Annotated in this window: 27 protein-coding genes; 17 read left to right on the forward strand and 10 right to left on the reverse strand. The window is 66.9% G+C overall.

The annotated features are described in order from the left end of the window. Positions 1-915, forward strand: a complete 915-nt coding sequence (locus tag JOF56_RS19805) for a LysR family transcriptional regulator (protein WP_209640237.1) — start codon at positions 1-3, stop codon at positions 913-915. Here JOF56_RS19805 and JOF56_RS19810 read toward each other — a convergent pair. From JOF56_RS19810 to JOF56_RS19825, 4 genes are read right to left on the reverse strand one after another with little or no spacing between them, the layout of a single operon-like run. Beyond that, positions 912-1,433 carry a GNAT family N-acetyltransferase gene (locus tag JOF56_RS19810; RefSeq protein ID WP_281065456.1) on the reverse strand — a complete coding sequence of 174 codons (522 nt, stop codon included), beginning with the start codon at positions 1,431-1,433 and terminating at the stop codon, positions 912-914. The two genes, JOF56_RS19805 and JOF56_RS19810, sit on opposite strands and share 4 nt — an antisense overlap. 26 nt (positions 1,434-1,459) lie before the next feature. Further along, the gene (locus JOF56_RS19815) at positions 1,460-1,894 is read right to left on the reverse strand and encodes a contractile injection system spike tip protein (RefSeq protein WP_209640243.1); all 435 of its coding nucleotides are present in this window, start codon (positions 1,892-1,894) and stop codon (positions 1,460-1,462) included. A gap of 50 nt (positions 1,895-1,944) precedes the next feature. Next, positions 1,945-3,285, reverse strand: a complete 1,341-nt coding sequence (locus tag JOF56_RS19820; protein ID WP_209640247.1) for a 6-phospho-beta-glucosidase — start codon at positions 3,283-3,285, stop codon at positions 1,945-1,947. Beyond that, complete coding sequence (locus JOF56_RS19825; protein ID WP_209640250.1) at positions 3,282-4,034, reverse strand: DeoR/GlpR family DNA-binding transcription regulator; 753 nt, start codon at positions 4,032-4,034, stop codon at positions 3,282-3,284. The genes JOF56_RS19820 and JOF56_RS19825 overlap by 4 nt, the downstream gene beginning before the upstream one ends. A 100-nt stretch (positions 4,035-4,134) precedes the next feature. Here JOF56_RS19825 and JOF56_RS19830 point away from each other — a divergent pair, with 100 nt between their 5' ends. The 10 genes from JOF56_RS19830 to ligA all read left to right on the forward strand — a co-directional run bounded on the left by JOF56_RS19830 (position 4,135) and on the right by ligA (position 15,880). Next, positions 4,135-5,184, forward strand: coding sequence for a carbohydrate kinase family protein (locus JOF56_RS19830; protein ID WP_307855164.1), 1,050 nt, complete (start codon positions 4,135-4,137; stop codon positions 5,182-5,184). After that, positions 5,184-6,500 carry an extracellular solute-binding protein gene (locus JOF56_RS19835; protein ID WP_209640257.1) on the forward strand — a complete coding sequence of 439 codons (1,317 nt, stop codon included), beginning with the start codon at positions 5,184-5,186 and terminating at the stop codon, positions 6,498-6,500. Before JOF56_RS19830 ends, JOF56_RS19835 begins: the two co-directional genes overlap by 1 nt. Beyond that, on the forward strand, positions 6,487-7,347 hold the full coding sequence (locus tag JOF56_RS19840; RefSeq protein ID WP_209640260.1) for a carbohydrate ABC transporter permease: 861 nt from the start codon (positions 6,487-6,489) through the stop codon (positions 7,345-7,347). The genes JOF56_RS19835 and JOF56_RS19840 overlap by 14 nt, the downstream gene beginning before the upstream one ends. Next, positions 7,344-8,150 (forward strand): carbohydrate ABC transporter permease, encoded by an 807-nt coding sequence (locus tag JOF56_RS19845; RefSeq protein WP_209640263.1) that lies wholly within the window; start codon positions 7,344-7,346, stop codon positions 8,148-8,150. Before JOF56_RS19840 ends, JOF56_RS19845 begins: the two co-directional genes overlap by 4 nt. A gap of 12 nt (positions 8,151-8,162) precedes the next feature. Then, positions 8,163-10,613 carry a sugar-binding protein gene (locus JOF56_RS19850; RefSeq protein ID WP_209640265.1) on the forward strand — a complete coding sequence of 817 codons (2,451 nt, stop codon included), beginning with the start codon at positions 8,163-8,165 and terminating at the stop codon, positions 10,611-10,613. Positions 10,614-10,684: 71 nt separating this feature from the next. Beyond that, positions 10,685-11,017, forward strand: coding sequence for a hypothetical protein (locus JOF56_RS19855; protein ID WP_209640268.1), 333 nt, complete (start codon positions 10,685-10,687; stop codon positions 11,015-11,017). 85 nt (positions 11,018-11,102) lie between these two features. Then, complete coding sequence (locus JOF56_RS19860) at positions 11,103-12,011, forward strand: DUF5829 family protein (protein WP_245378316.1); 909 nt, start codon at positions 11,103-11,105, stop codon at positions 12,009-12,011. Between the two features lie 84 nt (positions 12,012-12,095). Further along, positions 12,096-13,037, forward strand: coding sequence for a LysR family transcriptional regulator (locus JOF56_RS19865; protein WP_209640271.1), 942 nt, complete (start codon positions 12,096-12,098; stop codon positions 13,035-13,037). A 61-nt stretch (positions 13,038-13,098) separates the two neighbouring features. Beyond that, a complete protein-coding gene (locus JOF56_RS19870; protein WP_209640275.1) occupies positions 13,099-13,719 on the forward strand; it encodes a hypothetical protein in 621 nt (206 codons plus the stop codon). Positions 13,720-13,729: 10 nt separating this feature from the next. After that, positions 13,730-15,880 carry an NAD-dependent DNA ligase LigA gene (gene ligA, locus JOF56_RS19875; RefSeq protein WP_209640278.1) on the forward strand — a complete coding sequence of 717 codons (2,151 nt, stop codon included), beginning with the start codon at positions 13,730-13,732 and terminating at the stop codon, positions 15,878-15,880. Positions 15,881-16,034: 154 nt separating this feature from the next. Here the strand turns inward: ligA and JOF56_RS19880 are convergent, their stop codons facing one another. Genes JOF56_RS19880 through JOF56_RS19890 form a run of 3 tightly spaced genes read right to left on the reverse strand, consistent with a single transcriptional unit; the run spans position 16,035 to position 18,083 of the window. Then, a complete protein-coding gene (locus JOF56_RS19880; RefSeq protein WP_209640281.1) occupies positions 16,035-16,502 on the reverse strand; it encodes a DUF1203 domain-containing protein in 468 nt (155 codons plus the stop codon). Positions 16,503-16,557: 55 nt separating this feature from the next. Further along, positions 16,558-17,334, reverse strand: coding sequence for an SDR family oxidoreductase (locus JOF56_RS19885; RefSeq protein ID WP_209640283.1), 777 nt, complete (start codon positions 17,332-17,334; stop codon positions 16,558-16,560). Beyond that, positions 17,331-18,083 (reverse strand): SDR family oxidoreductase, encoded by a 753-nt coding sequence (locus JOF56_RS19890; RefSeq protein ID WP_209640286.1) that lies wholly within the window; start codon positions 18,081-18,083, stop codon positions 17,331-17,333. Before JOF56_RS19890 ends, JOF56_RS19885 begins: the two co-directional genes overlap by 4 nt. Before the next feature lie 60 nt (positions 18,084-18,143). On the opposite strand from JOF56_RS19890, the gene JOF56_RS19895 reads away from it, so the two are divergent. Next, positions 18,144-18,758, forward strand: coding sequence for a TetR/AcrR family transcriptional regulator (locus tag JOF56_RS19895; protein ID WP_209640289.1), 615 nt, complete (start codon positions 18,144-18,146; stop codon positions 18,756-18,758). A 60-nt stretch (positions 18,759-18,818) separates the two neighbouring features. On the opposite strand, the gene JOF56_RS19900 is transcribed toward JOF56_RS19895, so the two are convergent. Continuing rightward, complete coding sequence (locus tag JOF56_RS19900; protein WP_209640292.1) at positions 18,819-19,619, reverse strand: enoyl-CoA hydratase-related protein; 801 nt, start codon at positions 19,617-19,619, stop codon at positions 18,819-18,821. 99 nt (positions 19,620-19,718) lie between these two features. On the opposite strand from JOF56_RS19900, the gene JOF56_RS19905 reads away from it, so the two are divergent. The 5 genes from JOF56_RS19905 to JOF56_RS19925 are packed head-to-tail and all read left to right on the forward strand — an operon-like array spanning position 19,719 to position 23,742. Continuing rightward, entirely contained in the window at positions 19,719-20,327 is a 609-nt protein-coding gene (locus tag JOF56_RS19905; RefSeq protein WP_209640294.1) for a TetR/AcrR family transcriptional regulator, read from the forward strand. After that, on the forward strand, positions 20,324-21,079 hold the full coding sequence (gene fabG, locus JOF56_RS19910) for a 3-oxoacyl-ACP reductase FabG (RefSeq protein WP_209640297.1): 756 nt from the start codon (positions 20,324-20,326) through the stop codon (positions 21,077-21,079). Before JOF56_RS19905 ends, fabG begins: the two co-directional genes overlap by 4 nt. A gap of 13 nt (positions 21,080-21,092) precedes the next feature. Further along, entirely contained in the window at positions 21,093-21,545 is a 453-nt protein-coding gene (locus tag JOF56_RS19915; RefSeq protein ID WP_209640300.1) for a MaoC family dehydratase, read from the forward strand. Next, positions 21,542-22,531 (forward strand): phosphotransferase family protein, encoded by a 990-nt coding sequence (locus JOF56_RS19920; RefSeq protein WP_209640303.1) that lies wholly within the window; start codon positions 21,542-21,544, stop codon positions 22,529-22,531. Before JOF56_RS19915 ends, JOF56_RS19920 begins: the two co-directional genes overlap by 4 nt. Next, positions 22,531-23,742 carry an acyl-CoA dehydrogenase family protein gene (locus JOF56_RS19925; protein WP_209640306.1) on the forward strand — a complete coding sequence of 404 codons (1,212 nt, stop codon included), beginning with the start codon at positions 22,531-22,533 and terminating at the stop codon, positions 23,740-23,742. The genes JOF56_RS19920 and JOF56_RS19925 overlap by 1 nt, the downstream gene beginning before the upstream one ends. Before the next feature lie 100 nt (positions 23,743-23,842). Here JOF56_RS19925 and JOF56_RS19930 read toward each other — a convergent pair whose 3' ends face one another. Further along, the gene (locus JOF56_RS19930; protein ID WP_245378317.1) at positions 23,843-24,607 is read right to left on the reverse strand and encodes a 3-keto-alpha-glucoside-1,2-lyase-like domain-containing protein; all 765 of its coding nucleotides are present in this window, start codon (positions 24,605-24,607) and stop codon (positions 23,843-23,845) included. A 75-nt stretch (positions 24,608-24,682) separates the two neighbouring features. Next, a complete protein-coding gene (locus JOF56_RS19935; protein ID WP_209640308.1) occupies positions 24,683-25,336 on the reverse strand; it encodes an ACT domain-containing protein in 654 nt (217 codons plus the stop codon). Positions 25,337-25,372: the final 36 nt, after the last annotated feature.

Consider the following 25,372-nt stretch of genomic DNA (forward strand, 5'->3'; position numbering starts at 1 on the left):
ATGGAAAGGCCCGATCGGTTCACCTTGCAGCAGCTCAGGTACTTCCTGGCGGTGGCCGAGACCCGGCACTTCACGAAGGCCGCGGAGCAGACCCGTGTGGCGCAGCCCTCACTGTCCAAGCAGATCCAGAGCCTGGAAGCCGAGCTCGGAACACCCCTGTTCATCCGCGTCCGCGGCAACGTGACGCTCACTCCCGCAGGTGAGACGCTGATGCCGATCGCGCGCCGTATCCTGGCCGACGTCGACACCGCGAAGCACGAGGTGGGCGAGCTCGTCGGGCTCAGGCGCGGCCGGGTCCGGGTCGGCGCGACTCCCAGCCTGTGCGTCTCGGTCTTCGCCGACGTCCTGGCCAGATATCACGCGCAGTACCCCGGAATCCGGCTTCTCGTCGAGGAAAGCGGCTCGCGGGACCTGTCCCGTTCGCTGCTGCGCGGCGACCTCGACCTGGCATTGGTCATCGTCCCGCCGTCAGGCCCAGACCCGGCGCTGACCAGCAGGGTCGTGCTCCAGGAAGACCTCATGGTGGCCTGTGCCGCCGACCGGCCGCCCCCGGTCAACCGCCCGACGATCCGCCTGATCGACCTGCGCGACCGGCCCCTGGTGATGTTCCGCCAGGGCTACGACCTGCGCGAAACCACGTTCGAGGCCTGCCGCGCGGTGGGCTACGAACCCAAACTCGCGGTGGAAGGCGGCGAGATGGACGCCGTCCTGCGGTTCGTCCAAGCCGGACTGGGCTTCGCGATCGTGCCCAGCATGGTGCTCGCCGGGCGGCCCGGCCTGCGCGGGATTCCCATTGCGCCACCTGGACTCCGCCGCAGTGTCGCCCTGGCACACCGAACGGATGTCCCGCCCACCAACGCCGCCCAGGCATTCCGAACTGTGCTGCTGGAGTACCTGGCGAGCCTCCAGGCCTAGGTCAGGCGCAGGATGGTTTCCTCGATCTCCGCGTCCCGGGCGTTCGCGTAGGCGACCTCGGTGCCGATGATCGTGAAACCCGCCTTCTGCAGAACCCTGAGCGACCCCACGTTGTCGCTCGCGGCACGCGCATACAGCGGCCGGACCTCGACCGCGTCGAGTAACAGCGCGAGCGCCCGGCTGGCGATTCCTTGCCCCCACACCGAACGGTCGATCCAGTAGGTGATCTCGGTGTCGCCCTCCATGATGAAGCTGGAGATGCTGCCCACGAGCTTTCCATCGCCGATCACCGCACGCAGGGTGGTGCCGTGCGTGGTCCTTATCTTCGCCATGTGGGCGTCGAACGCAGCGCGGTCATCGGGATCCTTGGCGGTGAACGCGGCCATCCGAACCGACTCGGGATCACGCATCTGATCGAACAAACCGTCTAGGTCAGCGTCCTCGATCGGTCGTAGTGCCACCTCTACCAACGTTTTCTCCTCACTGTCCGAGCTCGCCGCGCACCATATCGATGGCATCCGACAATTTCGGCTCGCGTGAGGGCCTAGCCCGCGTAGACGGTGGCGTTCGTGGTGATGAACTGAGCCGTGCCCGGCTTGACCGCGACCGGGTCAGGCACGGGACCACCTGGTGTGGGCTGCATGGCGGGCGACTGGACGGTGAATGTCGCCGTGAACGTCTGGCCTTTGATCAGGATCTTCTTGCCGTTCGACGTCTGCAACGTCATGTTCGACGGCAGCAGCGTGAGCTTCAGCGTGCCGGTGCCCGGCGTGACGAAAGGCGGCGCGGTGTAGGGCAGCGGGCCGCGCAGCGACATCGGCAGTTCGTCGCCCTGCAGGCAGACGAACTGGTTGTTGACCTGCACATCCGTGCTTGTGCCCTTGAGCGGGACCGGGGCCTGGATGGCCGGCACGATCACCGGGGGCGGGATCGTGATCTTGATCATGTCCCCGGTCTTGATGATGAAATCGCTCGGCACTCCAGCAGCGTCTCACGGGACTCGCGCACGGACCTGCACCTTTGGGCAGTTCATGGTGTACGGAACGCGTTGAGCTCGGGAAACGCCTCCACATAGCCGTCCAGCGTGGCGATCGCGGCGGGGACCGAATCGACAAGCGGGTGCGCGGCCATGGCGAACAGCGCGTCCTCACGGTTCTGCGTTGTGGCGGCGCGTATCGCTGCCTGCTCGCACGCCTTGACCTGCAGCATCAGGCCGAGGCTGTGCGGCGCCACCGGTCCGGTCGCGATCGGCCGGGGGCCGTTGCCGTCCACGAAACAGGGCACCTCGACGACCGAATCCGCCAGCCCGGCCACCACACCCTGGTTTCGCACATTGAGAATCAGCTGGTCAGGGCGGTTTCGGGCGATCGAGTTCATCAGCCGCAACGCGACCTGCTCGTAGCCTCCGCCGTCCATGTCGCACGCTGCACGCTCACCCATTCCGGCCGCTGCCCGGCCTTCGGCGCCGTACGTGGTCTCGCGCTCGGAGCGCGTCGCCAGCCACGCGTGCAACGCCTCCGCGGGATTGCCACCGATCAGTTCGTAGAACGACTTCTGCTGGCCACGCAGGAACTCGCCCCGGGTGGACTCCTGATTCTGGATTTCCGCGAGGGTTTCGCGCGTGTAGTAGTAGTAATGCAGGTACTCGTTGGGCACCGCGCGCAACGTCCGCAGCCACTGCGCGCCGAACAACTTCCCTTCCTCGAAGGAAGTCAGCGCGGTCTCGTCGTCGAACAGCTCGGGCAACCGGTCCCGGCCGCCGACCATGACCCGGCGCAGCCAGCCCAGATGATTCAGGCCCACGTAGTCGAAGGTTGCCGAATCGCCGTCGATTCCCAGCGCGGCGGCGACCCGGCGGCACAGGCCGACAGGGGAGTCGCAGATCCCGATCACCCGGTCGCCCAGCACCGACGACATCGCCTCGGTCACGATGCCGGCCGGGTTGGTGAAGTTGATGACCCACGCGTCCGGTGCGTGCTCGGCGACCTGCCGGGCGATCTCCATGGCCACCGGCACGGTCCGCAGCGCGTAGCAGATCCCGCCTGGCCCAACGGTTTCCTGCCCGATCAGGCCGTGTCGCAACGGGACGCGCTCGTCCAGGCTGCGTCCGTCCAGACCGCCGACGCGGATCGCGGAGAACACCATGTCGGCGCCCTGCAACGCGTCCGCCAGGCTGGTCGCCATCCGGATCCTCGGCCGCCAGGCCGCGCCCTGCGCCTGCTGGTCGAGCACGGCACCGATCGCCCGCAACCGGTCCACCAGCACGTCCTGCAGGACGATCTCGTCCACCAGCCGATCCGGATCGGCCAGCAGGCTCGCGTGCACCAGCGGCACCCGGAACCCGCCGCCACCCAGGATGACCAGCCTCATGCCTCGATCACCTCGACTCCCGCCTCGCGCATGGCGGCCAGGCCCGGACCGGGCTCGCCCGCGTTGGTCACGACCATGTCGATCTCCTCGGCACCGCACACCCGCGCGAGCCCGCCGCCGGGGAACTTGCCCGCGTCCGCCAGCAGCACGACCTGGTCGGCCGCGGCCAGCATGGCGCGTTTCAACGGAACTTCGACCACTGTGTCGTCCATGACCGACCCGTCGGCCCGGATACCTGCCGCGCCAAGGAAAACCCGGTCCGCGTGAACCTGGCGGAGCGCGTCCTCGGTCAGAAACCCGACCATGGAACGGTAATTGCGCCGCACCACGCCGCCCAACAGAATCAGCTCGACCGCGTTGTCGTCGGCGAGCTCCTCGTACACAGCGAGATTGCTTGTCAGGACGGTCACCGCACGGCCGTGCAGGTGTGCCGCGAGCCTATGCGTGGTCGTACCTATGTCGAGCAGCAACGCATCGCCGTCGTCGACAAGCGCCGCGGCGGCTTTGGCGACCGCGTCCTTCGCGCTGATGTCCTCGCTCGCAACGCGGTCGAACGGACGCTCGGGTGACGGGCCGAGCACTGCGCCGCCGTGCACACGTACGAGTACACCCTCGCGCTCAAGCCAGATCAGGTCACGTCGGATGGTCGCCGCGCTGGCCGCCAGCTGTTCGCACAGCGTGGTGACCGACGCCGACCCATCCTGGGTAAGGCAGCGCAGGATCTCTGCGTGCCGCCGTTGCGGAAGCACGGCTGAACAGTATCAGTCAGTATCAGCCAGATTCCATCATTCAACTTGTCATTTCTCTGCAGATGGGTGCAGAGTGGAGAGACTGGGAGAGGAGGCGCGCGTGTCGACGCAGCCTGCGGACGGGTGCCCTGAACTGGACATTCTCTTGTCCGGCACGGTTTTTCTCGACATCATCTTCACCGGGCTGGACCATCTGCCCGACCCGGGCACCGAGGTGTGGGCGACCGGGCTGGGGTCCAGTCCGGGCGGCATCGCCAATCTCGCGGTCGCGTTGTCCCGGCTGCAGTTGCGGACCGGGCTGGCCGCCGCGTTCGGCGAGGACGCGTACGGTGACTTCTGCTGGGACGTGCTCGCCAACCAGGAAGCCGTGGATCTCAGCCATTCCAGGCGGTTCTACGGCTGGCACTCGCCGTTGACGGTGTCGATGGCGATCAACCGCGACCGCAGCATGATCACGCATGGGCACCCCGCGCCGATCAGCGCGGACGAACTGCTCGACCCGCCACCGCCGACCAAGGCGTGTTTCGTGCACGTGGACATGCACGCCGACCAGTGGGTGAAAACGGCCAAGCAGCAAGGCGCCCTGCTGTTCGCCGACGTCGGCTGGGACCCGACCCAGCGCTGGGAGCCGTCCATGCTGCGGGAACTGCTCGACGGTTACGACGTGTTCCTGCCCAACAGTGTCGAAGCGATCAGTTACACCCGATCGGACGACGTGAAAGCGGCCGCGTCGGCGTTGGCTGAGATCGTGCCCGTCGTCGTGGTGACCCGAGGTGGCAACGGCGCCATCGCCATCGACGGCAACACAGGCGAGCAAGCGGAGGTCCGCGGCCTGAACGTCGCCGCGCTCGACCCGACCGGGGCGGGCGATGTGTTCGGCGCCGGATTCGTCCTGGGCACCCTGGCCGGCTGGTCGCTGTCGGACCGGGTGCATTTCGCAAACCTTTGCGCGGCCTTGTCCGTGCAGCATTTCGGCGGCTCGCAGTCCGCGCCGGGCTGGGGTGACATCGCGGCGTGGTGGCGGCTGGTCGGCCGCCGGGACGCAAACGAGCTGCGTGGCTACACGTTCCTCCACGACCTGCTGCCCAGCCATGGAGACACCCAGGTCCGGCGAGCGAGCGCGACCATCGGATTGCGAGGAATCTCGTAATGAAACTGCCCGTTCTTGCGGCGCTGGCCGTCGTGCTGGCGGCGTGTACGCCGGGTTCGAACAACCAGCCCGCTCCACAACAACCCGCGGCTGACGTGAAGACGGATGTCGCCGCGATGGGCCAGGTCACGCTGACGGTCTGGGACCAGGAGACCCGTGGTGGCCAGGAAGCCCAGATCACCGCCCTCAACACGCAGTTCCAGGCCAAGTACCCGAATATCAGGATCAACCGGGTGGCCCGGTCGTTCGACGATCTGCGCAGCACCATCAAGCTCGGCCTGTCCGGGACCGACGCGCCGGACGTGGCCCAGGTCAACAACGGCAAGCAGGACATGGGCGCGTTCGTGAAGGCCGGTCTGCTCCGGCCGTTGGACCCGTATGCCGGTGCTTACCAATGGACACAACGGTTCCCCGACTCGATCCGGCGGCTCGCCAGCTACCCGGACGCCGGGGATTCCCTGGGAGAAGGCAAACTCTGGGGCCTGCCGCAGACCGGCGAGCTGGTCGGCATCTGGTACAACAAGGCCAAACTCACCGAACTCGGCCTGCAGCCGCCCAAGACCTGGGAGGAGTTCGACGCGGCGCTGGCCAAGGCGAAGAGCGCCGGCCAGCTGCCGATCCAGCTGGGAAACCTGGAGAAGAGCTCCGGGCCGTACCTGTACGCGCTGGCCATGCACCGGTTCGGCAAGCCAGACGACGAGACCGAACTCGCCACCGGCCGGGCCGACGCTAACTGGCTGACCGAACCGAACCGCCAGGCTGCCCGGCAAGTCGTCGACTGGGTCGACAAGGGCTACCTGACCACTGGTTTCGCCGGGTTGAAGAGCGACGACGCGTGGGCGAACTTCGCCAAGGGCGACGGTGTGTTCCACATCAACGGCACGTGGATCCTGCCGGATCTCAAGGCGGCCATGGGCGACAACGCCGGATTCCAGTTGCCGCCCGGTGGGACAGTGACCGGCGGAACCGGGATTCCGTGGGCGATCAGCGCCAAGTCCAAGAATCCGGACGCGGCGGCGGCGTACATCAACTTCATCACCACCCCGGAGGCGATGAAGATCCTGGCGGACAACGGAAACCTGCCGGTCCTGGACGCCGCGAAGCAGTCCGCGGCAGGGCCCGTACGCGAGGTGTTCGACGCGTTCTCGAAGGCATCCGCGTCACCTGGATTGGTGCCGTACCTGGACTATGCGACGCCGAACGCGTACGAAGTGGTGAGCGGATCGGTCGAACAGTTGATGGCCAAGCAACTGGACGTGCAGGCGTTCCTCGGCAAGCTCCAGGCGGACCTGGAGTCGAGCCGTGGCGGTCGGTGAACCACGGCGCGTCGGCTACCTCTATGCCCTGCCCGCGCTGCTGGTCTATGCCGTCTTCCTGCTGTTTCCGTTGCTGCACAGCGGATGGCTGTCGCTGTTCGAATGGGACGGGCTGTCGGTAGGCAAGTGGACCGGCCTGTCGAACTACACATCGATGTTCGCCGAGGAGGGTGCGGTCGCGGCCTTCGGGCACGTGGCCGTGCTGCTCATCTTCTTTGCTGTGCTGCCTGTCTGCATAGGACTCGTACTCGCGACGGCACTGCATAGAGTGCGCGTTCGGGGGTTGCCCTTCTTTCGGACAGCACTGTTCCTACCTCAGGTCGTGGCTATGGTGGTGGTCGCCGTGGCCTGGCAAAGGATCTTCGCGCCGGACGGCGTACTCAATATTTTGCTGGGCTCACCAGGGAAAGCCTGGCTCGGAGACGCCTCCACCGCACTGCTCGCGGTCGGAATTGTCGGTACCTGGGTGCAGACTGGGCTGGCAATGGTGTTGTTCCTCGGCGGGATCGGAAAGGTCTCGGCGGACCTGTTCGACGCGGCCAGACTGGACGGCGCCGGACCGGCCGGCGAGTTCCGGTCGGTCATCCTGCCGGCGCTGCGAGGGGAGATCGGGGTGGCTCTGACGCTGACCGTGATCGCCGCCCTGCGCACGTTCGACCTGGTCTACATGATGACCCCGTTGGGCGGCCCAGGCGGCTCGACGACCGTGCCCGCCTACGAGATCTACCAACGCGCCTTCCACAGTGGACAGGTAGGCTCCGCCGCGGCGATCGGCGTCACGATCACCGTCCTCGCCTTCGCCGTGACCTATCTGATCACCCGCATCGCCGGGAGGGAGCAATCATGACTGTCTCCCGGTTTGAGCGCGCGGGTACGTACCTTGTGCTCGGCGTGTTCACGATCTTCGCCCTGTATCCGATGCTGGCGATCATCGTGACCGCGTTGCGGTCCGAGGTCGCCGGCCAGGGCGGGATCCACTGGGAGAACTTCGGCAAAGCGTGGACTGAGGCCAGGTTCGGCAGCTACCTGGTCTCCAGTCTGATCGTCAGCGTGAGTGTGGTGGCGTTGACGGTCCTGCTGTCGGTGATGGCCGCGTACGCGTTCGGGACTATGCGTTTCCGCGGCCGGGATGCGTTGTTCTACCTGATGTTGCTGGGGTTGACGGTGCCGGGCGAGGCCGTTGTGGTGCCGTTGTACTTCGATCTGCGTGACCTGGGGCTGACAGACACGTACGCCTCGCTGATCTTCCCGCAGGTCGCGCAGTCGGTGGCATTCGGAGCGTTCTGGATGCGGACGTACTTCCGATCGGCTTCGCGGGGTGTCGTCGAGGCCGCGCGGCTGGATGGTGCCGGGCACTGGCAGACGCTGTGGCGTGTGCTTGTGCCGATGGGACGTCCGGCACTGGTGACCTTGATCGTGCTGGTGTTCATGTGGACGTGGAACGAGTTCCTGCTGGCCCGGGTGATGATCACCAGTGAGGCGCTGCGGACGGCCCCGCTGGGGCTGCAGTTCTTCTCGGGCCGGTCGACGACCAGTGTGCCGCTGCTGGCGGCGGCGTCCGTGCTGGTCGCGTTACCTGTGGTGGTGCTCTATCTGTTCCTGCAAAGACACTTCATCCGCGGAATGGTGGATGGTTCCGTGAAAGGCTAGGAGGCGAGGACAGTGCGCTGGGTGGGCCTGTTGTCCCTGGTTCTTGTCGTAGGTACCGCGGTTCCGGTGCAGGTTGCCGCGTCGCAGCGAGACCGCGCTGAGCTGGATGTCCTGTTCGTGGGTGCGCACCCGGATGACGAGGCCGGTGCGTTGTCGACCTTAGGGCAGTTCAAGGTGCGTTCCGGCGTGGTCACGGTGACCCGTGGCGAAGGCGGCGGGAACGCGGTCGGTACGGAGGAAGGCCCTGAGCTGGGCAGGCTGCGCGAGGCCGAGGAGCGGCGCGCGGTCGGCAAGGCCGGCATCACGGATGTCTTCAACCTCGACAAGGCCGACTTCTACTACACCGTCAGCTCACCGCTGACCGAGCAGGCATGGGGCCGCGAAGACACGCTGGGCAAGCTGGTGCGGGTCATCCGGCAGACCAAGCCCAAGATCATCATGACGATGAACCCGGCGCCGTCCCCGGGCAACCATGGCAACCACCAGTACGCCGCCCGGCTGGCCATCGAGGCGTACCAGGTGGCGGCGGACCCGAAGGCGTTCCGCGACCAGGGTTTGCGGCCGTGGGCGGTGTCCAGGCTGTTCACCAGCGGTCTGCGTGGAAGCTCCACTGCGGGCCCGAACTGCGTCAGCGCGTTCACCCCGAGCGAGCCGACCGACCGGGTCTGGGGTGCGTGGGCCGGCGAGCCCGCGTACGGCGGGCAGACCTGGGCGCAGGTGGAGCGGGCTGCCCAGCGCGAGTACGCCAGCCAGGGCTGGGCTGGTTTCCCTGATGTGCCAACAGATCCGGCGCAGATCGGGTGTGACTATTTCACCCAGCTGGCCAGCCGGGTGCCTTATCGCCCGGCGAGTCGTGGTGCGCGCGGCCTGCTCGAAGGTGCCGTCATCCCCGGTGAGTTCCCGGTCGGGACCACATTGTCAGCGTCGGCCTCGCGCTACGCGGTGACCACGGGCTCGAGTGTGAAGATCGCGGTGACCTCGTCGATCCGTGGCAGGACCACACTGATCCCACCGCCCGGTTGGACAGTCCAAGGCGACACTGTGACTGTGCCCACCACTGCGTCACAGGGCAAAGCACGGATCGGTGTACAGGTCGAAAGCCATGGCAGAACCGGGTTCACCGAGGCGCTTGTGGAGGTTGTCCCGGCGCTTTCCGCAGCTCAACAGCCATTGCCACAAGTCGCGCAGTATCAACAATGGACGCGCGAGATCGGGTATCCCGAACTGGCCGGCTCTGTGGCACCGGTGTTGACACTGCCCTCCGGCGGAGGTCGCGATATCGACATCACGATTCGCAACCAGGGTGATGTGGCCAGGGACGGCACGGTTTCCCTCACCATGCCCGCCGGGTTCACCGCCAGTCCGCAACAGCCTTTCCCCAGCCTGGCGCCGGGTGCGAGCGCGGTCGTGCGTTTTTCGGTTCGTAACACCGACTCCACGCTCAAAACCGGTCAACAGGGTGGCGACTACCAGTATTCGATCAACTTGCCCGGTGCCACGGCACGCGCCGCTCTGGAGCTTGTGCCGGCCACTGCCATCCCGCAGGCGTCTGCTTCGCCTGTTGTGGACGGAGTTTCCGGTGCGGGCGAGTACACCGGGCCCGAGCTGGACATCTCGCCCAGATGGGAAGGCGACAACTGTGCTTCGCCCGCGGACTGCTCCGCCACCGCGAAGATCTCGTGGCGCGACGACACCCTGTTCGCATTGGTCACGGTGACCGATGACGTCCTCGGAGCCCGTCTGGCCACAGCGGATTGCAAGCGGCACTGGCGAACCGACTCGGTCGAACTGACCATCGACCCACGTGGCCGTTCAGAGAACACATCCACAACGTACAAACTCGCCGTCCTTCCCGTGACCGCGGAGGGACCGCCCTGTGCGCTGCGTGATGCGGACAACCATCAGGGCGCCGCGCCCGGAGTACGCGTCGCCTCAAAGATCACCGAATCGGGCTATACAGTCGAGTTCGCAGTTCCGCTTTCCCAAGTGCCAGGCGCGGTCGACCCGGCCAACGCGGCCTTGAACGTGCTGGTCTACGACTCGGACACGCAGGACAAGACCGGCCAGACCCGGATCGGATGGTCCACTTGGGGCGGCGTCCAAGGCGATCCCTACCGCTGGGGCCGCGTCCAGTTCACCGGGTACACCCCGCCGCCGGACCGTCCGATCGACCCGCCCGCGCCTGTACTCCCGTTGGAGGCCCTGGCTTCCGTGGATTCACCTCAGTCCATCGCCCAATCAGTACGGCTTGGACTCCCGCCGGGCGCCGCCCCCGCGGCCCGGCCGATCCGCGTCAGCCACGGATTCCTTCTGACCAGCGAAAAAGGCACCGCCTACGTCTTCGCCGGCGGACAACGCCATGTCCTACAAGTGTCCCCAGGTGTCACAAAGCTGCCCGCGGGCCCACTTCTGCTCGGATTCGTTACTACTCGAGGTGCGACCGCGGCCGCTGAATCACGCTAAGGGCGGTACTTTTTGCCGCCGTCCTACGTCACCGTAGGAGTTTCGTTGCCCGACGTCCGAGAGGGTGCTCGATGACCGCGTTACCCGGCGAACGGATGCGCTACTGCGGCAAGTGCGTTTCCGGCGAGCACAATCTCGGCGTCGACACCTGGCAGACCGAACACTGCAGACTGCAACGCGAGGGCTGTCGATGCGACTGCGACTGTCCCTACTTCCGTGTCCTCGTCGAGGAACCCCGCTGCCTACGCCGCCGCACCCCGCGCCGCTGGCACCCAGCCCGCCGCCACTCCCGCGCCTGGACCGTACGCCACCTCCACAGAACCATCGCCCCACCCACCCTCACCCCCGACGAATACATCAACCGTCTCCCCGACTCGGATCCCGGCCAACCATCTGGCGTGTAAGCGATGTCGGTGCCGGGACCTCGCCTGATGATCACTGTGAATGATTCACAGATCATGTCATGCTGTTCGTACTATGATCACGATCATGTCGATTCGACGGATGATCATGGTCCTTGCCGCGGCTCTTCCCATGACTCTTGTGGGCAGTGCAGGGGCGCAGGCTGAGGAAAGTGCCGGCCAGTTGCTGTACTACAACCACGCTTATGGGGTGCTTGACAGTGAGACCGCTGAGGCCATCAAGAACTCCGAGTATCTGAGAGAGTTCGCCAACTTCGAGGTCCGCACCACGTCGAGTGGGAACCTGACCTGGACCGGCCGCTACCTCTACGGCCGTGAGACCTACCTGGAGTTCTTCAAGGAGGGTGAACTGCCTGGCCCGGATGCCAACGCCGGTGCCACTGGCCTGGCGGTGTCGGCCGACCGTGACGGTGACCTGGCCACGGTCATCGACCGGTTACCGGCTGCGGGTCTGCCCAACCCGTTGCCGTTCCTGCAGACCCGCGACTTCGGTGACGGCGTGCGGGTGCCGTGGTTCGACGGCGTCAACACCGTTGAGAACTACGACGCCTTCAGTGGCTGGGGGATGGAGTACCGGGACGAGTACTTCGCTGACCCGCGCAGCAAGACCGAGCCGGCCAGCGGTCCCGGTGACGTCAGCCGGGAGCGCTACCAGTCGGACGCCTACCAGAACCACCTGATGCGCAATGTGACTGGCATTCGCATGGCGGTCACCGCGAACGACCTCGCGAACAACCTGCCGTTGTTGCGTGCCGGTGGATTCAGCATCCAGACCGTGCCCAACGGTGTCATCGCTACCGGTGGCGGCACCACGATCCGGTTCGACTCCGTTCCGCTTGAGCAGGTTGGCCTGCGGCGCATCGAGTTCTCGCTCAACCGGACCATCACGTACCAGGACGAGGTGCGCATCGGCCGCTCTACCCTGACCGTCGGCCCGGCTGCTCGCGCCGTCTGGACCTTCGACACCCCTGCCTGATCCCCGCACGCCCGGCCGGCGCGATGATCACGGGCCGGCCGGGCCGACTTGTCCACACCGGACTAACAGTCATACCCTGCAGCTATGACTCCTGATGTGGAGTCGTTGCGTCTGCTGGTGCTGGTCGGTGAACTGGGCAGCATCGGCAGGGCGGCGGCCAAGCTCGGCATCGCCCAGCCGTCGGCGAGCAAGCGGCTGGCCAGCCTGGAGCGCAAACTGGGGCTCGCGTTGGTGGACCGCACGCGCCGCGGCTCCGCCCTGACGCCTGACGGCCGGGTTGTCATCGACTGGGCGCGGCGAGTGCTTGACGAACTGAACGTCCTGGTCACCGGCGCTGAAGCCCTGCGGTCGCAACGTGCCGCGGAACTGCGTGTCGCCGCCAGCCTGACTGTGGCGGAACATCTTGCCGCCGGTTGGATCGGGGAGTTGCGCCGGGCCCGCAACGAACTGTACGTCGGCCTCGTCGTGACCAACTCCAGCCTGGTGTGCGACCTGGTCCGGGGCGGGGAGGTCGACCTCGGCTTCGTGGAGTCGCCGACGGTCCCGAGCGAGCTCTCGGCCAGACGAGTCGCGACCGACAGGCTCGCAGTCGTTGTCCCGCCCAACCATCCGTGGGCAAGGCGCAGGCGTCCGCTAACCGCCGTGGAACTGGCCACAACACCGTTGGTTGTCAGGGAACACGGTTCTGGAACACGCGAAACCCTGGAAACCGCGTTTCGGAGAGCCAAAGTCGGTGAGCTGCGACCTGTCGCCGAGCTGGGGTCGACCACGGCAGTCCGCAGCGCGGTGGTCGATGGCGCAGGACCGGCTGTCCTCAGTGTTCTCGCGGTGGATGCCGACCTTTCCGAAGGGCGCCTCGTCGAGGTCGCCGTGGAAGGTCTGGACCTTCGACGGCAGTTGCGTGCCGTTTGGCCTGGGGGTCGTCGTTTGCTTGGTTCGGCCGCAGAATTGCTGGCTGTGGCGCTGCGGGCGTCCGGAGTCGACCGGGACGGCGGCTCAGGCGCCAGTGCCGCCGCCGCCCGATAGGTTGCCGGATTGACGTCCTCCCCACACCTGAAAGCGGGAATCCCCGCCGATTGGAGTCACGATGAAGTGGTTCAGGCGACAGCCGGAGCGTGATCCGGCCGAGGCGGCAGTGGAGTTCTGGCAGCGGTGGTTCGAATTTCTGCCTGTCGTGAGCGCCGCGCTGGGTGATGCCGAGCCGCACCGGGTGGAGAACGAGCTCTGCGACCTGGTCGCCATCGTCCACCCCGACCTGCATTTTTCCCTCGAACGTGGGCAGCGCGCCATCTACGCCCTGGTCGTCTCCGGCCAGGAGGATCCACGGCTGAGGCCGTTCACCGACGCGTGGAAGGCCGCCGCGCCGCCCGAGGACGCCATCTGGGAGTACCACGACTCTGTCCCACCGGTGCCCGACCCGACCAAAGTGACCGTCAACCTGGGAGTTCACCAGATCCCGCTGGCCGGTGTCCGGGTCGCGGTCCAAGTCGACCAGACCGCGGGCGTGGTGGACGTCGCCGTGCATCATCCGAAGTTGGCCGAGTTGGAGCCCGCTGCGCGTGAGGCCCTGACCTACCTCCCGCTGGACGCCACTCTCGGTGAGCGGGTCGCGGCCGAACGACTCCGCCGGGTGGAGACCGCCGACACCGAGCCGCAGGGGGCCGTCAGCCTCTTGGAGCTTCGCGAGATTGTCGGAGGGCTCAGCTAGTCTCCCCAACGTGACCAGCACGAACGAAAACTCCGCCGCCCAGACAGCCAAGGTGGAGAGCCTCGAGCAAGTACCGGCCGACGCGCGCACAAGGCACGCGGAGCTGGCCGAGGAAGTCCGCGGCCACCAGTTCCGTTACTACGTGCTGGATTCGCCGACGATCACCGACGGCGAGTTCGACAAGCTGCTCGGCGAGCTGCAGGCCCTCGAGGAGCAGCACCCCGGCCTGGCCACGCCCGACTCGCCGACCCAGCAGGTCGGCGGCACGTTCTCGACCGAGTTCACCGCGGTCGACCACCTGGAGCGCATGCTCAGCCTGGACAACGCGTTCGACGCCGAGGAGCTGGGCTCCTGGTTCGACCGCGTGGCCAAGGAGGTCGGTGACGCCGCGCACTACCTCAGCGAACTCAAGATCGACGGCCTCGCGATCAACCTGCTTTACGAGAACGGCCGCCTGACCAGGGCCCTGACCCGCGGTGACGGGCGCACGGGCGAGGACGTCACGTTGAACGTGCGCACGCTGCAAGGCGTGCCGGAAGTGCTGACCGGTACGGACGAGTTCCCCGTGCCGAAGCTGGTCGAGATCCGCGGCGAGGTGTTCTTCCGGGTCGAGGACTTCCTGGAGCTCAACGCCAAACAGGTCGAGGCGGGCAAACCCGCGTACGCCAACCCGCGCAACACCGCGGCCGGGTCGCTGCGGCAGAAGGATCCGAGCATCACCGCCAGCCGCAAACTCCGGCTGATCTGCCATGGCCTGGGCAAACGCGACGGGTTCGAACCGGCCCGCCAGTCGGAGTCCTACGCGGCCCTGCAGGCGTGGGGGCTCCCGGTCTCCGCACACACCAAGGTCCTCTCCACCCAGACCGAGGTGAATGAGTTCATCGAGTACTGGCGTGAGCACCGGCACGACGCCGAGCACGAGATCGACGGCATCGTCATCAAGGTCGACGAGGTCCAGCTGCAGCGCAGGCTCGGTGCCACGTCCCGGGCCCCGCGCTGGGCGATCGCGTTCAAGTACCCGCCGGAAGAGGTCACCACCAAGCTGATCGACATCCGGGTGAACGTCGGCCGCACCGGCCGGGTGACGCCTTACGCGGTCACCGAGCCGGTCTCCGTCGCGGGCTCGACCGTGACCCGGGCGACGCTGCACAACGCCAGCGAAGTCAAGCGCAAGGGCGTGCTGATCGGCGACCGGATCGTGCTGCGCAAGGCCGGCGACGTGATCCCCGAGGTCCTCGGGCCGGTGGTGGACGCGCGCACCGGCGAGGAGCGCGAGTTCGTCATGCCGACCACGTGTCCCGAGTGCGGCACCATCCTGCGGCCGGCCAAGGAGGCCGACGTCGACATCCGGTGCCCGAACTCGCGCAACTGCCCAGGCCAGTTGCGTGAGCGCCTGGACTACATCGGCAGCCGCAACGCGCTCGACATCGAGGTCCTCGGCTACGAGAGCGCGAACGCGCTGATCAATTCGGATGTCTACGACTACGAGGCCGACCTGTTCGACCTGGACGCCGAGAAGCTCAAGCGGGTCGAGCTGTTCCGGACCATCGCCGGCGAGCTGTCGGCCAACGGCGCCAAGCTCGTGCAGAACCTCGAAGCGGCCAAAGAACGTCCGCTGTGGAGAGTCCTGGTCTCACTGTCGATCCGGCACGTGGGCCCGACCGCGGCCCGTGCCCTGGCGATGGAGTTCGGCTCGCTGGAGCGGATCTTCGACGCGACCGAGGAGGAGCTCGCCGCCGCCGAAGGCGTCGGCCCCACGATCATCACCGCGCTGCGCGAATGGTGGGAGGTCGACTGGCACAAGGAGCTCGTCGAGCGCTGGCGTGACGCGGGCGTGAACATGCAGGACGAGCGCGACGATTCCATCCCGCGCAACCTGCAGGGCATGTCCATTGTGGTCACCGGAACCCTGCCGACACTGTCCCGTGACGAAGCCAAAGAAGCCATCATCGCCCGCGGCGGCAAAGCAGTCGGGTCGGTCTCCAAGAAGACCTCGTTCGTGGTCGTCGGCGACTCACCCGGCTCGAAGTACGACAAGGCCATCCAGCTCAAGGTCCCCGTCCTCGACGAGGACGGCTTCCGGATCCTGCTCGCCCAGGGCCCCGAAGCCGCCACCGAAGTAGCCACCATCGGCGAAGCCGAAGCCGAGGAAGAGGCCTAGGCCGTGAATCGAAGTCGGCGGGGTGAATCCGTGCGAACGGTCCGTTCGCACGGGTTCGTCTTGCCTGAGTGGAACTGTTGTCGGGGTCGCGTTCGTTCCGTAGTTGAAGTCGCGCACGGGGAGGCCGAGGCTCAGGCGGATCTCGATTCAAGCCCTAGGCCTGGCGCACCAGGAAGTGGAAACAGCCTGCCGTCCCGCTGCGGGCGTGCAGGTAGGCCACGTCCGGCTGACCGAGGACATCCCCAACCGCTTGTTCGTGGTCGTCCTCGGGCTCAAGGAACGTGATGTGGTCGTACGCCCGCGCCCCACTGTGGTCGAACGGGTTCAGAATCGCCTTGTTGTTCAGGAAAACCGCAGGATAGCGATCAATCTCGGCATACCCGTCGCACGCGTCGTGGTGCACGAAAACCGGCCCAGCCTCCATCCACGGACTGGGCGATTCCCAAGGCGTGTAACAGATCAACGCGATATCTTCGTCTACATCGGCTTTCCGCAGGCAGCACCGCAACGGCTCCCAGCCTTCGGCCACCCGCAACTGCCACTTGTTACCGAGCTCGTCGTGCCCCGCCGAGCGCATCGCCTCAAGCCGCTCGGCGGGAATCGCCGTGTATCGAATCTCCATACCGCAAGCCTGCTCAGCCCACCGCTGCGAAGCTGGCGGTTTCCAGCCATGGCTCTCAGTCCAGGTCTTCGACTTTTCGCTGCAGTTTGTTCATGCCGGCGATCCAGCGGTCGTTCTGGGTCGCGCGGGCGGCGTAGTAGTCGGCGACCTCGGGGTGCGGCAGGATCAGGAACTTCTCGCCGCGCAAGGCCTCCACGACGAGGTCGGCGACCTGCTCGGCTTCGATGAGGCTGTCGCCCATCAGGAGTTTGCCGCCTGCGCCGGTGTCCTCGTACATCTTGGTGCGGACGCCCTGTGGGCACAGGGCTTGCACGCTGATGCCGCGGTGCTTGTACGTGGCGAGCAGCCACTCGGCGAAGGCCAAGGCGCCGTGCTTGGTGACCGAGTACGGCGCTGAGCCGAGGCTGGTGAGCAGGCCTGCCGCTGACACGGTGGCGAGGAAGTGGCCCCGGCCGCGCTCGAGCCAGGCTGGCAGCAGGGCACGCGCAGCGCGCACGTGCGACATCACGTTCACGTCCCAGGTACGCGCCCAGACGTCCTCGGTCGCTTCGGCGCCGCCCATCGGTGCGATTCCGGCGTTGGCGCAGTACATGTCGATCTCGCCCAGCGATGCGCGGGCGGCGGCGATCAGCGCCTCGACACCGTCCTCGCTGGCCGCGTCGCCCACAACTGCTTGCGCGCCAAGCGAAGAAGCCACGGCTTCCACCGAGCTGTCCACATCGGCCAGGACCAGCCGGGCGCCTTCGGCGGCGAACCGGCGGGCCAGGGCCTCACCGATGCCACGGCCGGCGCCGGTGATGACGACGCCGGCGTCCTTCAGATCGACGCTCACAGGCCGCCGCCTAGCGTTATGCCGCCGTCGAGCACGATCGTCTGGCCGGTGATCCAGCCTGCCTCGTCGGACAGCAGGAACGCGACCGCGCCGGCGATGTCGGCGGGCACACCGAGCCGCTTGAGCGGGTAGTGCTGCGCCACCGCCTCCTCGTGCTCACCGATCAACGCGTCGGCGAACTTGGTCTTCACGATGGCCGGGGCGACCGCGTTGACCCGGATCTTCGGGCTCAGGTCGACGGCGAGTTCCATGGTCAGCCTGATCAGGGCGGCCTTGCTGACGCCGTACATGCCGATGCCGGACGACGCGCGCAGGCCGGCGACGGACGACACGTTCACGATCGAGCCGCCGTGCTCACCCATCCAGGCGTCGCGGACCTTGCGGGTCCAGGCCAGCGGCGCGAGCACGTTCACGCCGAAGATCTTGGCCGCGGCGGCCGGGTCGACGTCGACGACCGGGCCGAACACCGGGTTGATGCCGGTGTTGTTGACCAGCATGTCGACCTTGCCGAACGCCTCGACGGTGCGCGCGATGGCCTCGTCCTGGTGGTCGGAGTCGTCGGCCTTGCCGGGCACGAAGATCGCGTTCTGCGGCCCGCCGAGCTGGCCGGCCGCCTCTTCGAGGGCCTCGGGCTTGCGCGCGGTGATGCACACCTTGGCGCCCCGCTCGGTCAGCTCCTTGGCGATCCCCAGCCCGATGCCCCGGCTCGCGCCGGTGACGATCGCCACGCGATCCTTGAACGAGGTCACAACTGCCGTCCTTTCCTACACGACCTAAGCGTCCGCTTAGCGTGACGATACTGTCGAACCATGACGATGTCGCTGCCCGCGGACCTGTGGCCGGACGTCAAGCCGGAAGCCGCCCGCCGGCTGATGTACGCGGCTGTCGAGTCCTTCGCCACGGTCGGCTTCCACGCCACCACGACCAGGGACATCGCCACCGCCGCCGGGATGAGCCCGGCCGCGTTGTACGTGCACTTCCCGTCCAAGTCGGCCCTGCTGTTCGAGATCAGCCGGTCCGGGCACGAGCAGACGCTTGCTCTGGTGCAGGACCTGACCAGCGGCGACGGCACGCCCCCGGACAAGATGCGCGCGCTCGTGGAGGACTTCGTGGAGTGGCACGCGCGGCGCCACACCGTCGCCCGGGTCGTCCAATACGAGCTGGAGGCCTTGCCTGAACAGGAGTTCTCGGTCGTCGCCGGCCTGCGCAGGCGGATCGAGCAGGCCTTCCGGTCGCTGATCGCCGAGGGCGTGCGCACCGGCGCGTTCACCGTGCCGGACGAGAAGACCGCCGCTCGCGCTGTGCTGTCCCTGGGTATCGACGTGGCCCGGTGGTACAGCGAACGCACCCGCAAGACGCCCCGGGCCCTTGGCCGCGAGTACGCCACGCTGGTGCTGCGCATGCTCGGCTCCTCTGCGGAGTAGGCAGTTACCGGCATACCTACCAGTCGGTGCCCAGGTCTGCATACTAAGCGGTTGCTTACCTCACACCAGCGGTGTGTACGGCGGGAACTCCGGCGCACGACGTTCGGCCCAGCTCGTGAGGCCTTCCTTCAGTTCCGGATGCCCGAAGGACTCGATCATCAGCCGGGCCGCCCGCGCGCCGGATTCCTCCAGCGTGAGGTCGGCTTCCTCGCGGATCTGACGCTTCATCACGGCCATCGACCGCGGCGCGCTGTAGGTGGCCAGTTCGGCGGCGTACGCCTGGGCGGCCGGCACCAGATCCTCAGCGAGGTGTACCTCCTCCACCAGGCCGTACTCCAGGGCGGCCTCGGCGATGAATGTCCGGCCGGAAAGCAGCAGGTCCATCGCCCGTCCACGCCCGATAAGCCGCGGCAACAGGTGTGCGAGGCCGTACTCGGCGATCAGGCCGCGCCGGGCGAACGCCGTGGTGAACTTGGCGCCTTCCACGGCGAACCGGACATCGGCCGTGCACGCGATCACGAAACCCAGCCCGGCGCAGCCGCCGTTGATGGCCGCGATGACAGGCTTGCCGATGAACGCCGCGGCCTGCACGTGCGAGACCATCGCGTCGCCCTCGGCATCGCCTGCGTTCTCACCGGTGATCCCGGACAGCAGGTCCAGGTCGGCGCCGGGGCAGAACGACCGTCCGGCGCCGGTCACGACGATCGCGCGCACCGCCGGGTCCGCCTCGAGTTGCCTGAGCAGCGTGCCGTAGCGGCGCTCCATGGCGAGGTCCATCGCGTTGTTTCGATCCGGTCGCTCGAACGTCACCGTGGCGACGCCGGCGGCCACCGTGCAGCGCACGCCGTCCTGGAGTGTCATGCCGACATGCTAAGCGGTTGCTTAGATCACGTCGAGGTTTCCCTGCGACATACCAAGCAGTATGGTTGCTGCGTCTGGGATAGCGAAGGGAAGCCGACGATGGCACGCAGGCCGGTCAGTGCGGCGTCTGGTGTGGACGAGCGGCTGCTGGCCGAGGCGACCAGGCTGTTCGCCAAGCGGGGCTTCGACCGCACGTCCGTCCAGGACATCGTCGAGGCGGCCGGTGTCACCAAGGGCGCGATGTACCACTACTTCGGCTCCAAGGACGACCTGCTGCACGAGATCTACGGCCGTGTCCTGCGTGAACAGACCGCGCGGCTGGAGAAGTTCGCGGCCAGTGAGGCTCCCGCGCCCCGGCGGCTGAAGGCCGCCGCCGCGGACGTGGTCATCACGACCATCGAGAACATGGACGACGTCAAGATCTTCGGCCAGTCCATGCACCTGCTCGCCCCGGGCAAACAGCGCGCCGTGCGGGCCGAGCGCCGCAAATACCACGAGCAGTTCCGCGCACTGATCGAAGAAGGCCAGCGCGACGGGGACTTCCGCACGGATGTCCCAGCCGACCTGGTCGTCGACTACTTCTTCGGCTCCGTGCACCACTTGGGCGTCTGGTACCGCCGCAACGGCAAGTTGTCGCCCGGCCAGGTCGCCGAGCACTACGCCGATCTCTTGCTGACATCACTGAACGACAAGGAGACAGCCGAATGAGCCACTCGAAGGTCGCGATCGTCACGGGTGCCGCGCGCGGCATCGGAGCAGCCGTGGCGCGGCGGCTCGCCACCGACGGATTCGCGGTCGCGCTGCTCGACCTCGACGACGCCGGTGTCAAGGAAGGCGCCGCCGCGATCGTGGCCGAGGGTGGCAAGGCGATCGGTCTGAGTGTCGACGTGAGCGACACCGAGAACGTCGAGGCCGTGGTCGCGCAGGTCGCCGAAGAGCTCGGTGCACCGACAGTGCTGATCAACAACGCCGGTATCACCAGGGACAACCTGCTGTTCAAGATGACCGACGCGGACTGGGACTCGGTGATCGGTGTGCACCTGCGCGGCTCGTTCGTGATGAGCCGGGCGGTCCAGAAGCACATGACCGAGCAGGGCTGGGGCCGGATCGTGAACCTGTCCAGCACGTCCGCGCTGGGCAACCGCGGCCAGGCCAACTACTCCGCGGCCAAGGCGGGCCTGCAGGGCTTCACCAAGACACTGGCGATCGAACTCGGCAAGTTCGGCGTGACGGTCAACGCGATCGCACCCGGTTTCATCGCCACCGACATGACCGCGGCCACCGCCGAGCGGGTCGGGGTGTCCTTTGAGGACTTCAAAGCCGGTGCGGCGTCGCAGATCCCGGTCCGCCGGGTCGGCGAGCCGGAGGACATCGCCCACCTGGCGTCGTTCTTCGTCAGTGAGGGAGCCGGATTCATTTCCGGCCAGGTCGTGTACGCCGCCGGTGGACCCACGGACTGAAAGGCGCTTGGACATGCGAGTCTTCAAGGACATCGAGGAGTTGGCCGCGGCCAAGGGCGAGGTGCTCGGCACCGGCGAGTGGCGTGAGGTCACTCAGGACGCGGTGAATCTTTTCGCCGACGCGACCGGCGACCACCAGTGGATCCACGTGGATGTCGAGCGGGCTGAGGCCGGTCCGTTCGGCGGCCCGATCGCGCACGGGTACATGACCCTGTCGCTGGTTCCGGTGCTGGTCAAGGACATCTACCGGGTCGAGAACGTGACCATGGTGGTCAACTACGGCTCGAACAAGGTCCGGTTCCCGTCGCCGGTGCGGGTCGGCTCCCGCGTCCGGGCCACGTCGGAACTGCTCGACATCACCGACGTCCCGGGCGGCAAGCAGGCGGTCACCAAGGTCACCATCGAGATCGAGGGCGCGGACAAGCCCGCCTGCGTCGCAGAGATCGTCAGCAGGGTCATCGCATGAGCCTGCCCGGACTCGACCTGGAGAAACTCGCCGGCCGACTGGGCGACGGGCCGTTGCAGGCCGAACGCGTCGAAGGCGGCCGTTCCAACCTGACCTACATCGTCACGGACGGGACATCGAAGTGGGTCGTCCGCCGGCCGCCGCTGGGGCACGTGCTGCCGACCGCGCACGACATGGCCCGTGAGTACCGGGTGATCTCGGCTCTGAAGGACACCGACGTTCCGGTTCCGGGCACACTGTTTCTCTGTGAGGACACCGAAGTACTCGGTGCGCCGTTCTACGTCATGGAGTTCATGCCCGGAATTCCCTACCGTAACAGGGAAGAACTCGGCGCACTCGGCGCCGGGCGAACCCGGTCGATCGCTCTGTCGCTGGTGGACACACTGGTCGATCTGCACGCAGTGGACCCGGCTTCGGTCGGGCTTGCCGATTTCGGCCGTCCGGAGGGCTATCTGGAGCGCCAGTTGCGGCGGTGGGGCAAGCAGTTGGACGCTTCCCGCAGCCGTGACCTGCCTGGTATCGACCGGCTGCACTCGCGTTTGGCCGAGCGCTTGCCCAAGTCCAAGGACGCCACGATCCTGCACGGCGACTACCGGCTGGACAACACACTGGTGCTCGACGACAAGATCAACGCGGTCCTGGACTGGGAGATGTCGACTCTCGGCGACCCGCTGGCAGACCTGGGCCTGATGGTCGCCTACGCGACGCGCGAGGCGCCGGACGACTCTGTGATCGCGAACGTCAGCGGCGCGCCGGGCTACCCGAGTACCGACGAGGTGATCGCGCACTACGCCCAGCGGTCCGGCCGTGATGTGTCCGAACTGGACTGGTACATCGCGTTCAACTTCTTCAAGCTCGCGGTGATCACCGAGGGGATCTACTACCGCTTCAGCCAGGGCAAGACCGTGGGGGAGGGCTTCGAACAGGTCGGCGCGCTCGTCGAACCCGTTGTCGCGCAGGGCAACGCCACGCTCAAGGAGAACTGATGGATTTCGGCTACGACGCCCGCACCCAGGAACTACGCGAGCAGCTCACCGCTTTCATGGACGAGTTCGTCTACCCCGCCGAGGCGGTGTTCGAACAGCAGCTGTCCGAACAGGACGATCCCTGGAGCCCGCCGCCGGTACTCGAGGACCTGAAGAAGGAAGCCCGAAAGCGTGGGCTGTGGAACTTCTTCCTGCCCGGTGAGCACGGCGCCGGCCTGACCAACCTGCAGTACGCGCCGCTCGCGGAGATCACCGGCCGCAGCCCGCACCTGGCGCCTGCCGCGCTGAACTGTGCCGCGCCGGACACCGGCAACATGGAAGTGCTGGCCATGTTCGGCAACGAGCAGCAGCGCAAGCAGTGGCTGGAGCCGTTGCTGGACGGCGAGATCCGCTCGGCGTTCGCGATGACCGAGCCGGACGTGGCCTCCTCGGACGCCCGCAACATCGCCACCCGGATCGAACGCGACGGCAGCGACTACGTGATCAACGGCAGCAAGTGGTTCATCTCCGGTGCGATGAACCCGCGCTGCCAGATCTTCATCGTGATGGGCAAGACCGATCCGTCCGGTGAACCCCATCGCCAGCAGAGCATGATCCTCGTGCCGCGGGACACACCCGGCATGGACATCAAGCGCGGTATGCACGTCTTCGGCTACACCGACGGCGACCACGGCGGCCACGCGGAGATCGAGTTCACCGATGTCCGTGTCCCCGCGGAGAACCTGATCGGCGAGGAAGGCGGCGGTTTCGCGGTCGCCCAGGCCCGCCTCGGCCCCGGCCGTATCCACCACTGCATGCGCCTGATCGGCATGGCCGAACGCGCGATCGAGCTGATGTGCAAGCGAACCGTCTCCCGCACAGCCTTCGGCAAGCCGATCGCTCAGCAGGGCGTGGTGCAGGACTGGATCGCGGAGTCCCGTGTCCGTGTCGAACAGCTCAGGCTGCTGGTCCTCAAGACCGCCTGGCTGATGGACACAGTCGGCAACCAGGGTGCCCACACCGAGATCCAGGCCATCAAGATCGCCACACCCCTGTCCGTGGAATGGATCATCGACAAGGCGATCCAGGCCCACGGCGCCGGCGGCGTCAGCCAGGACACCCCACTGGCCGGTCTCTGGGCGCACGCCCGGACATTGCGCCTGGCCGACGGACCCGACGAAGTGCACAAGCGCTCCATGGCCCGCCGAGAGCTCGCCAAACACCTCAGCTGATGTGCCCCCAATGTGGCGTTGGTGGCATGGGACGCCACCAACGCCACATTGGGGACATGTTGGTGGTGCCCCGAAAGCCACTTTGGGGGCACACGGCCGGTCAGGTCGTGATGAACTCGTCCGGCTTCATGACCACGGGTGATTCGAGATACAGCCCGCGATACTGATCGTTGATCTTGCTGTTGTGAATCTGGATCGCGATCGGGCCGACGCGGCCGGCGGTCTTGTCGGTGAACCGCAGCACCTCAGTCGCTTTGCACGTCGTAGCACCCGAAGGCAATGGGCAGCACGCCATCCGTGCGATACCGGTGCTCTGGTTCGCAATGAGCTCGCACTGAGCCCACTTCTTCACATCCCAGCTGGGATGCGGGTACTGCTTGAACAGGCTGCCACCGCCGTTGTTGTGGCCAGGACGGTAGTCCCAGTGCCCGCCGTTGGGCGGCTGGAACTGGATTGCACTCAGAGCGTCCCGGATCGGCTCGGTCGAGCCCCAGATCAACACGGTCGGCTTGTGGTTCCCTTTGACCTGGCGGACCTGGAAAATCCAGCGGAACGTGCCAGCCTGCTGCTTGTTGTAGTAGATCCACCCGCGCGCGGTCCCAGTGCTGTGAATCGCACCGTCCTTGACCACGAATTGCCCCGACTTGGCCTGAGTCCAATCGGTCAGCGTCTTCCCGTCGAACATCGACACCAGGTTGGGATCACCGTAAGGATTGGGATCGGCGCTCGCCGGCACCGCCAACGCGACCAGCATCGCCGCGGCCATCCAAAGTAGACGCACATCTCCTCCGTCCTCGGAACCGGAATGTAAACGTTTACAAGGGCGGCTTGATTGAAGGTAGGAGCTTGCGGCGACTCGCGTCAAGGCCTCCCGACCGAGATGCCCGTTGCGTCCCCAATGCGGGGATTGACTGGGCGGGATGGCGCGGGATAGGCGGGGTCAGCCGTCGAGGACGACGGCGATGATGCCCGCCAGGTGGGCCAGGCGGGCGACCTCGGCGGCGCGGAACATCGGGCCACCTGGACGGCCGACCAGCAGGACTCGGTCGGGCTTGCCCAGTGGGGTGGCGGCGAGTTCGGTGCCGAGTTCGCGCCAGGTCTCCGGGACCCAGGCTTCTTCGCCGTCCAGCACGGTGGCCTTGGCCAGCGGCATGAAGGGCAGCTCGATGGTCAGGACCTGCGGGGCGGCCGCGCTGGCGGCCAGCGGCTGGGTGCCGCTCGCGTCGTGCTGGACGACTACTGCCCAGCCCGCGCGGATGATCTTGGGGACGCCCTCGGTGAAGGTGCGCAGGCCTTCGTTGGGTTCGGCGGCGACCTCTTCGACCAGCTCGAGCTCGCGGTGGGTGTCCAGGACCCCGGCGTACGGCCGCACGGCGTCGACTTCCACGCCGTCGATCGACTCGGCGGCGGTGATCAGCATGTCCGGCAGCCTGCCGGAGGGCAGTTCGACCACGAGGTCGTCCACCGCGATGCCGGCACCACGCTCGACCACGTCCACGCTGAGGATGTCGGCGCCGATCTTGCCGAGCGCGGTCGCGACCGCGCCCAGTGTTCCCGGGCTGTCCGGGAGTTGCACCCGGATCAGGAAGGACAAGGCGAACGCCTCCTGCGTCGTGCGCGGAACCCTGCC

The organism is Kibdelosporangium banguiense (genome assembly GCF_017876405.1).
Lineage (GTDB): Bacteria > Actinomycetota > Actinomycetes > Mycobacteriales > Pseudonocardiaceae > Kibdelosporangium > Kibdelosporangium banguiense.

What these genes read in the sequence shown, in the direction of transcription:
- JOF56_RS19865 (WP_209640271.1), top strand. Translation starts at nt 12,096, where the DNA reads ATGACTCCTGATGTGGAGTCGTTGCGTCTGCTGGTGCTGGTCGGTGAA.
- JOF56_RS19900 (WP_209640292.1), bottom strand. Translation starts at nt 19,619, where the DNA reads ATGACACTCCAGGACGGCGTGCGCTGCACGGTGGCCGCCGGCGTCGCC.
- JOF56_RS19915 (WP_209640300.1), top strand. Translation starts at nt 21,093, where the DNA reads ATGCGAGTCTTCAAGGACATCGAGGAGTTGGCCGCGGCCAAGGGCGAG.
- fabG (WP_209640297.1), top strand. Translation starts at nt 20,324, where the DNA reads ATGAGCCACTCGAAGGTCGCGATCGTCACGGGTGCCGCGCGCGGCATC.
- JOF56_RS19920 (WP_209640303.1), top strand. Translation starts at nt 21,542, where the DNA reads ATGAGCCTGCCCGGACTCGACCTGGAGAAACTCGCCGGCCGACTGGGC.
- JOF56_RS19805 (WP_209640237.1), top strand. Translation starts at nt 1, where the DNA reads ATGGAAAGGCCCGATCGGTTCACCTTGCAGCAGCTCAGGTACTTCCTG.
- JOF56_RS19860 (WP_245378316.1), top strand. Translation starts at nt 11,103, where the DNA reads ATGTCGATTCGACGGATGATCATGGTCCTTGCCGCGGCTCTTCCCATG.
- JOF56_RS19820 (WP_209640247.1), bottom strand. Translation starts at nt 3,285, where the DNA reads ATGAGGCTGGTCATCCTGGGTGGCGGCGGGTTCCGGGTGCCGCTGGTG.
- JOF56_RS19925 (WP_209640306.1), top strand. Translation starts at nt 22,531, where the DNA reads ATGGATTTCGGCTACGACGCCCGCACCCAGGAACTACGCGAGCAGCTC.
- JOF56_RS19905 (WP_209640294.1), top strand. Translation starts at nt 19,719, where the DNA reads ATGGCACGCAGGCCGGTCAGTGCGGCGTCTGGTGTGGACGAGCGGCTG.
- JOF56_RS19880 (WP_209640281.1), bottom strand. Translation starts at nt 16,502, where the DNA reads ATGGAGATTCGATACACGGCGATTCCCGCCGAGCGGCTTGAGGCGATG.
- JOF56_RS19810 (WP_281065456.1), bottom strand. Translation starts at nt 1,433, where the DNA reads ATGCCATCGATATGGTGCGCGGCGAGCTCGGACAGTGAGGAGAAAACG.
- JOF56_RS19895 (WP_209640289.1), top strand. Translation starts at nt 18,144, where the DNA reads ATGACGATGTCGCTGCCCGCGGACCTGTGGCCGGACGTCAAGCCGGAA.
- JOF56_RS19845 (WP_209640263.1), top strand. Translation starts at nt 7,344, where the DNA reads ATGACTGTCTCCCGGTTTGAGCGCGCGGGTACGTACCTTGTGCTCGGC.
- JOF56_RS19870 (WP_209640275.1), top strand. Translation starts at nt 13,099, where the DNA reads ATGAAGTGGTTCAGGCGACAGCCGGAGCGTGATCCGGCCGAGGCGGCA.
- JOF56_RS19855 (WP_209640268.1), top strand. Translation starts at nt 10,685, where the DNA reads ATGACCGCGTTACCCGGCGAACGGATGCGCTACTGCGGCAAGTGCGTT.
- JOF56_RS19835 (WP_209640257.1), top strand. Translation starts at nt 5,184, where the DNA reads ATGAAACTGCCCGTTCTTGCGGCGCTGGCCGTCGTGCTGGCGGCGTGT.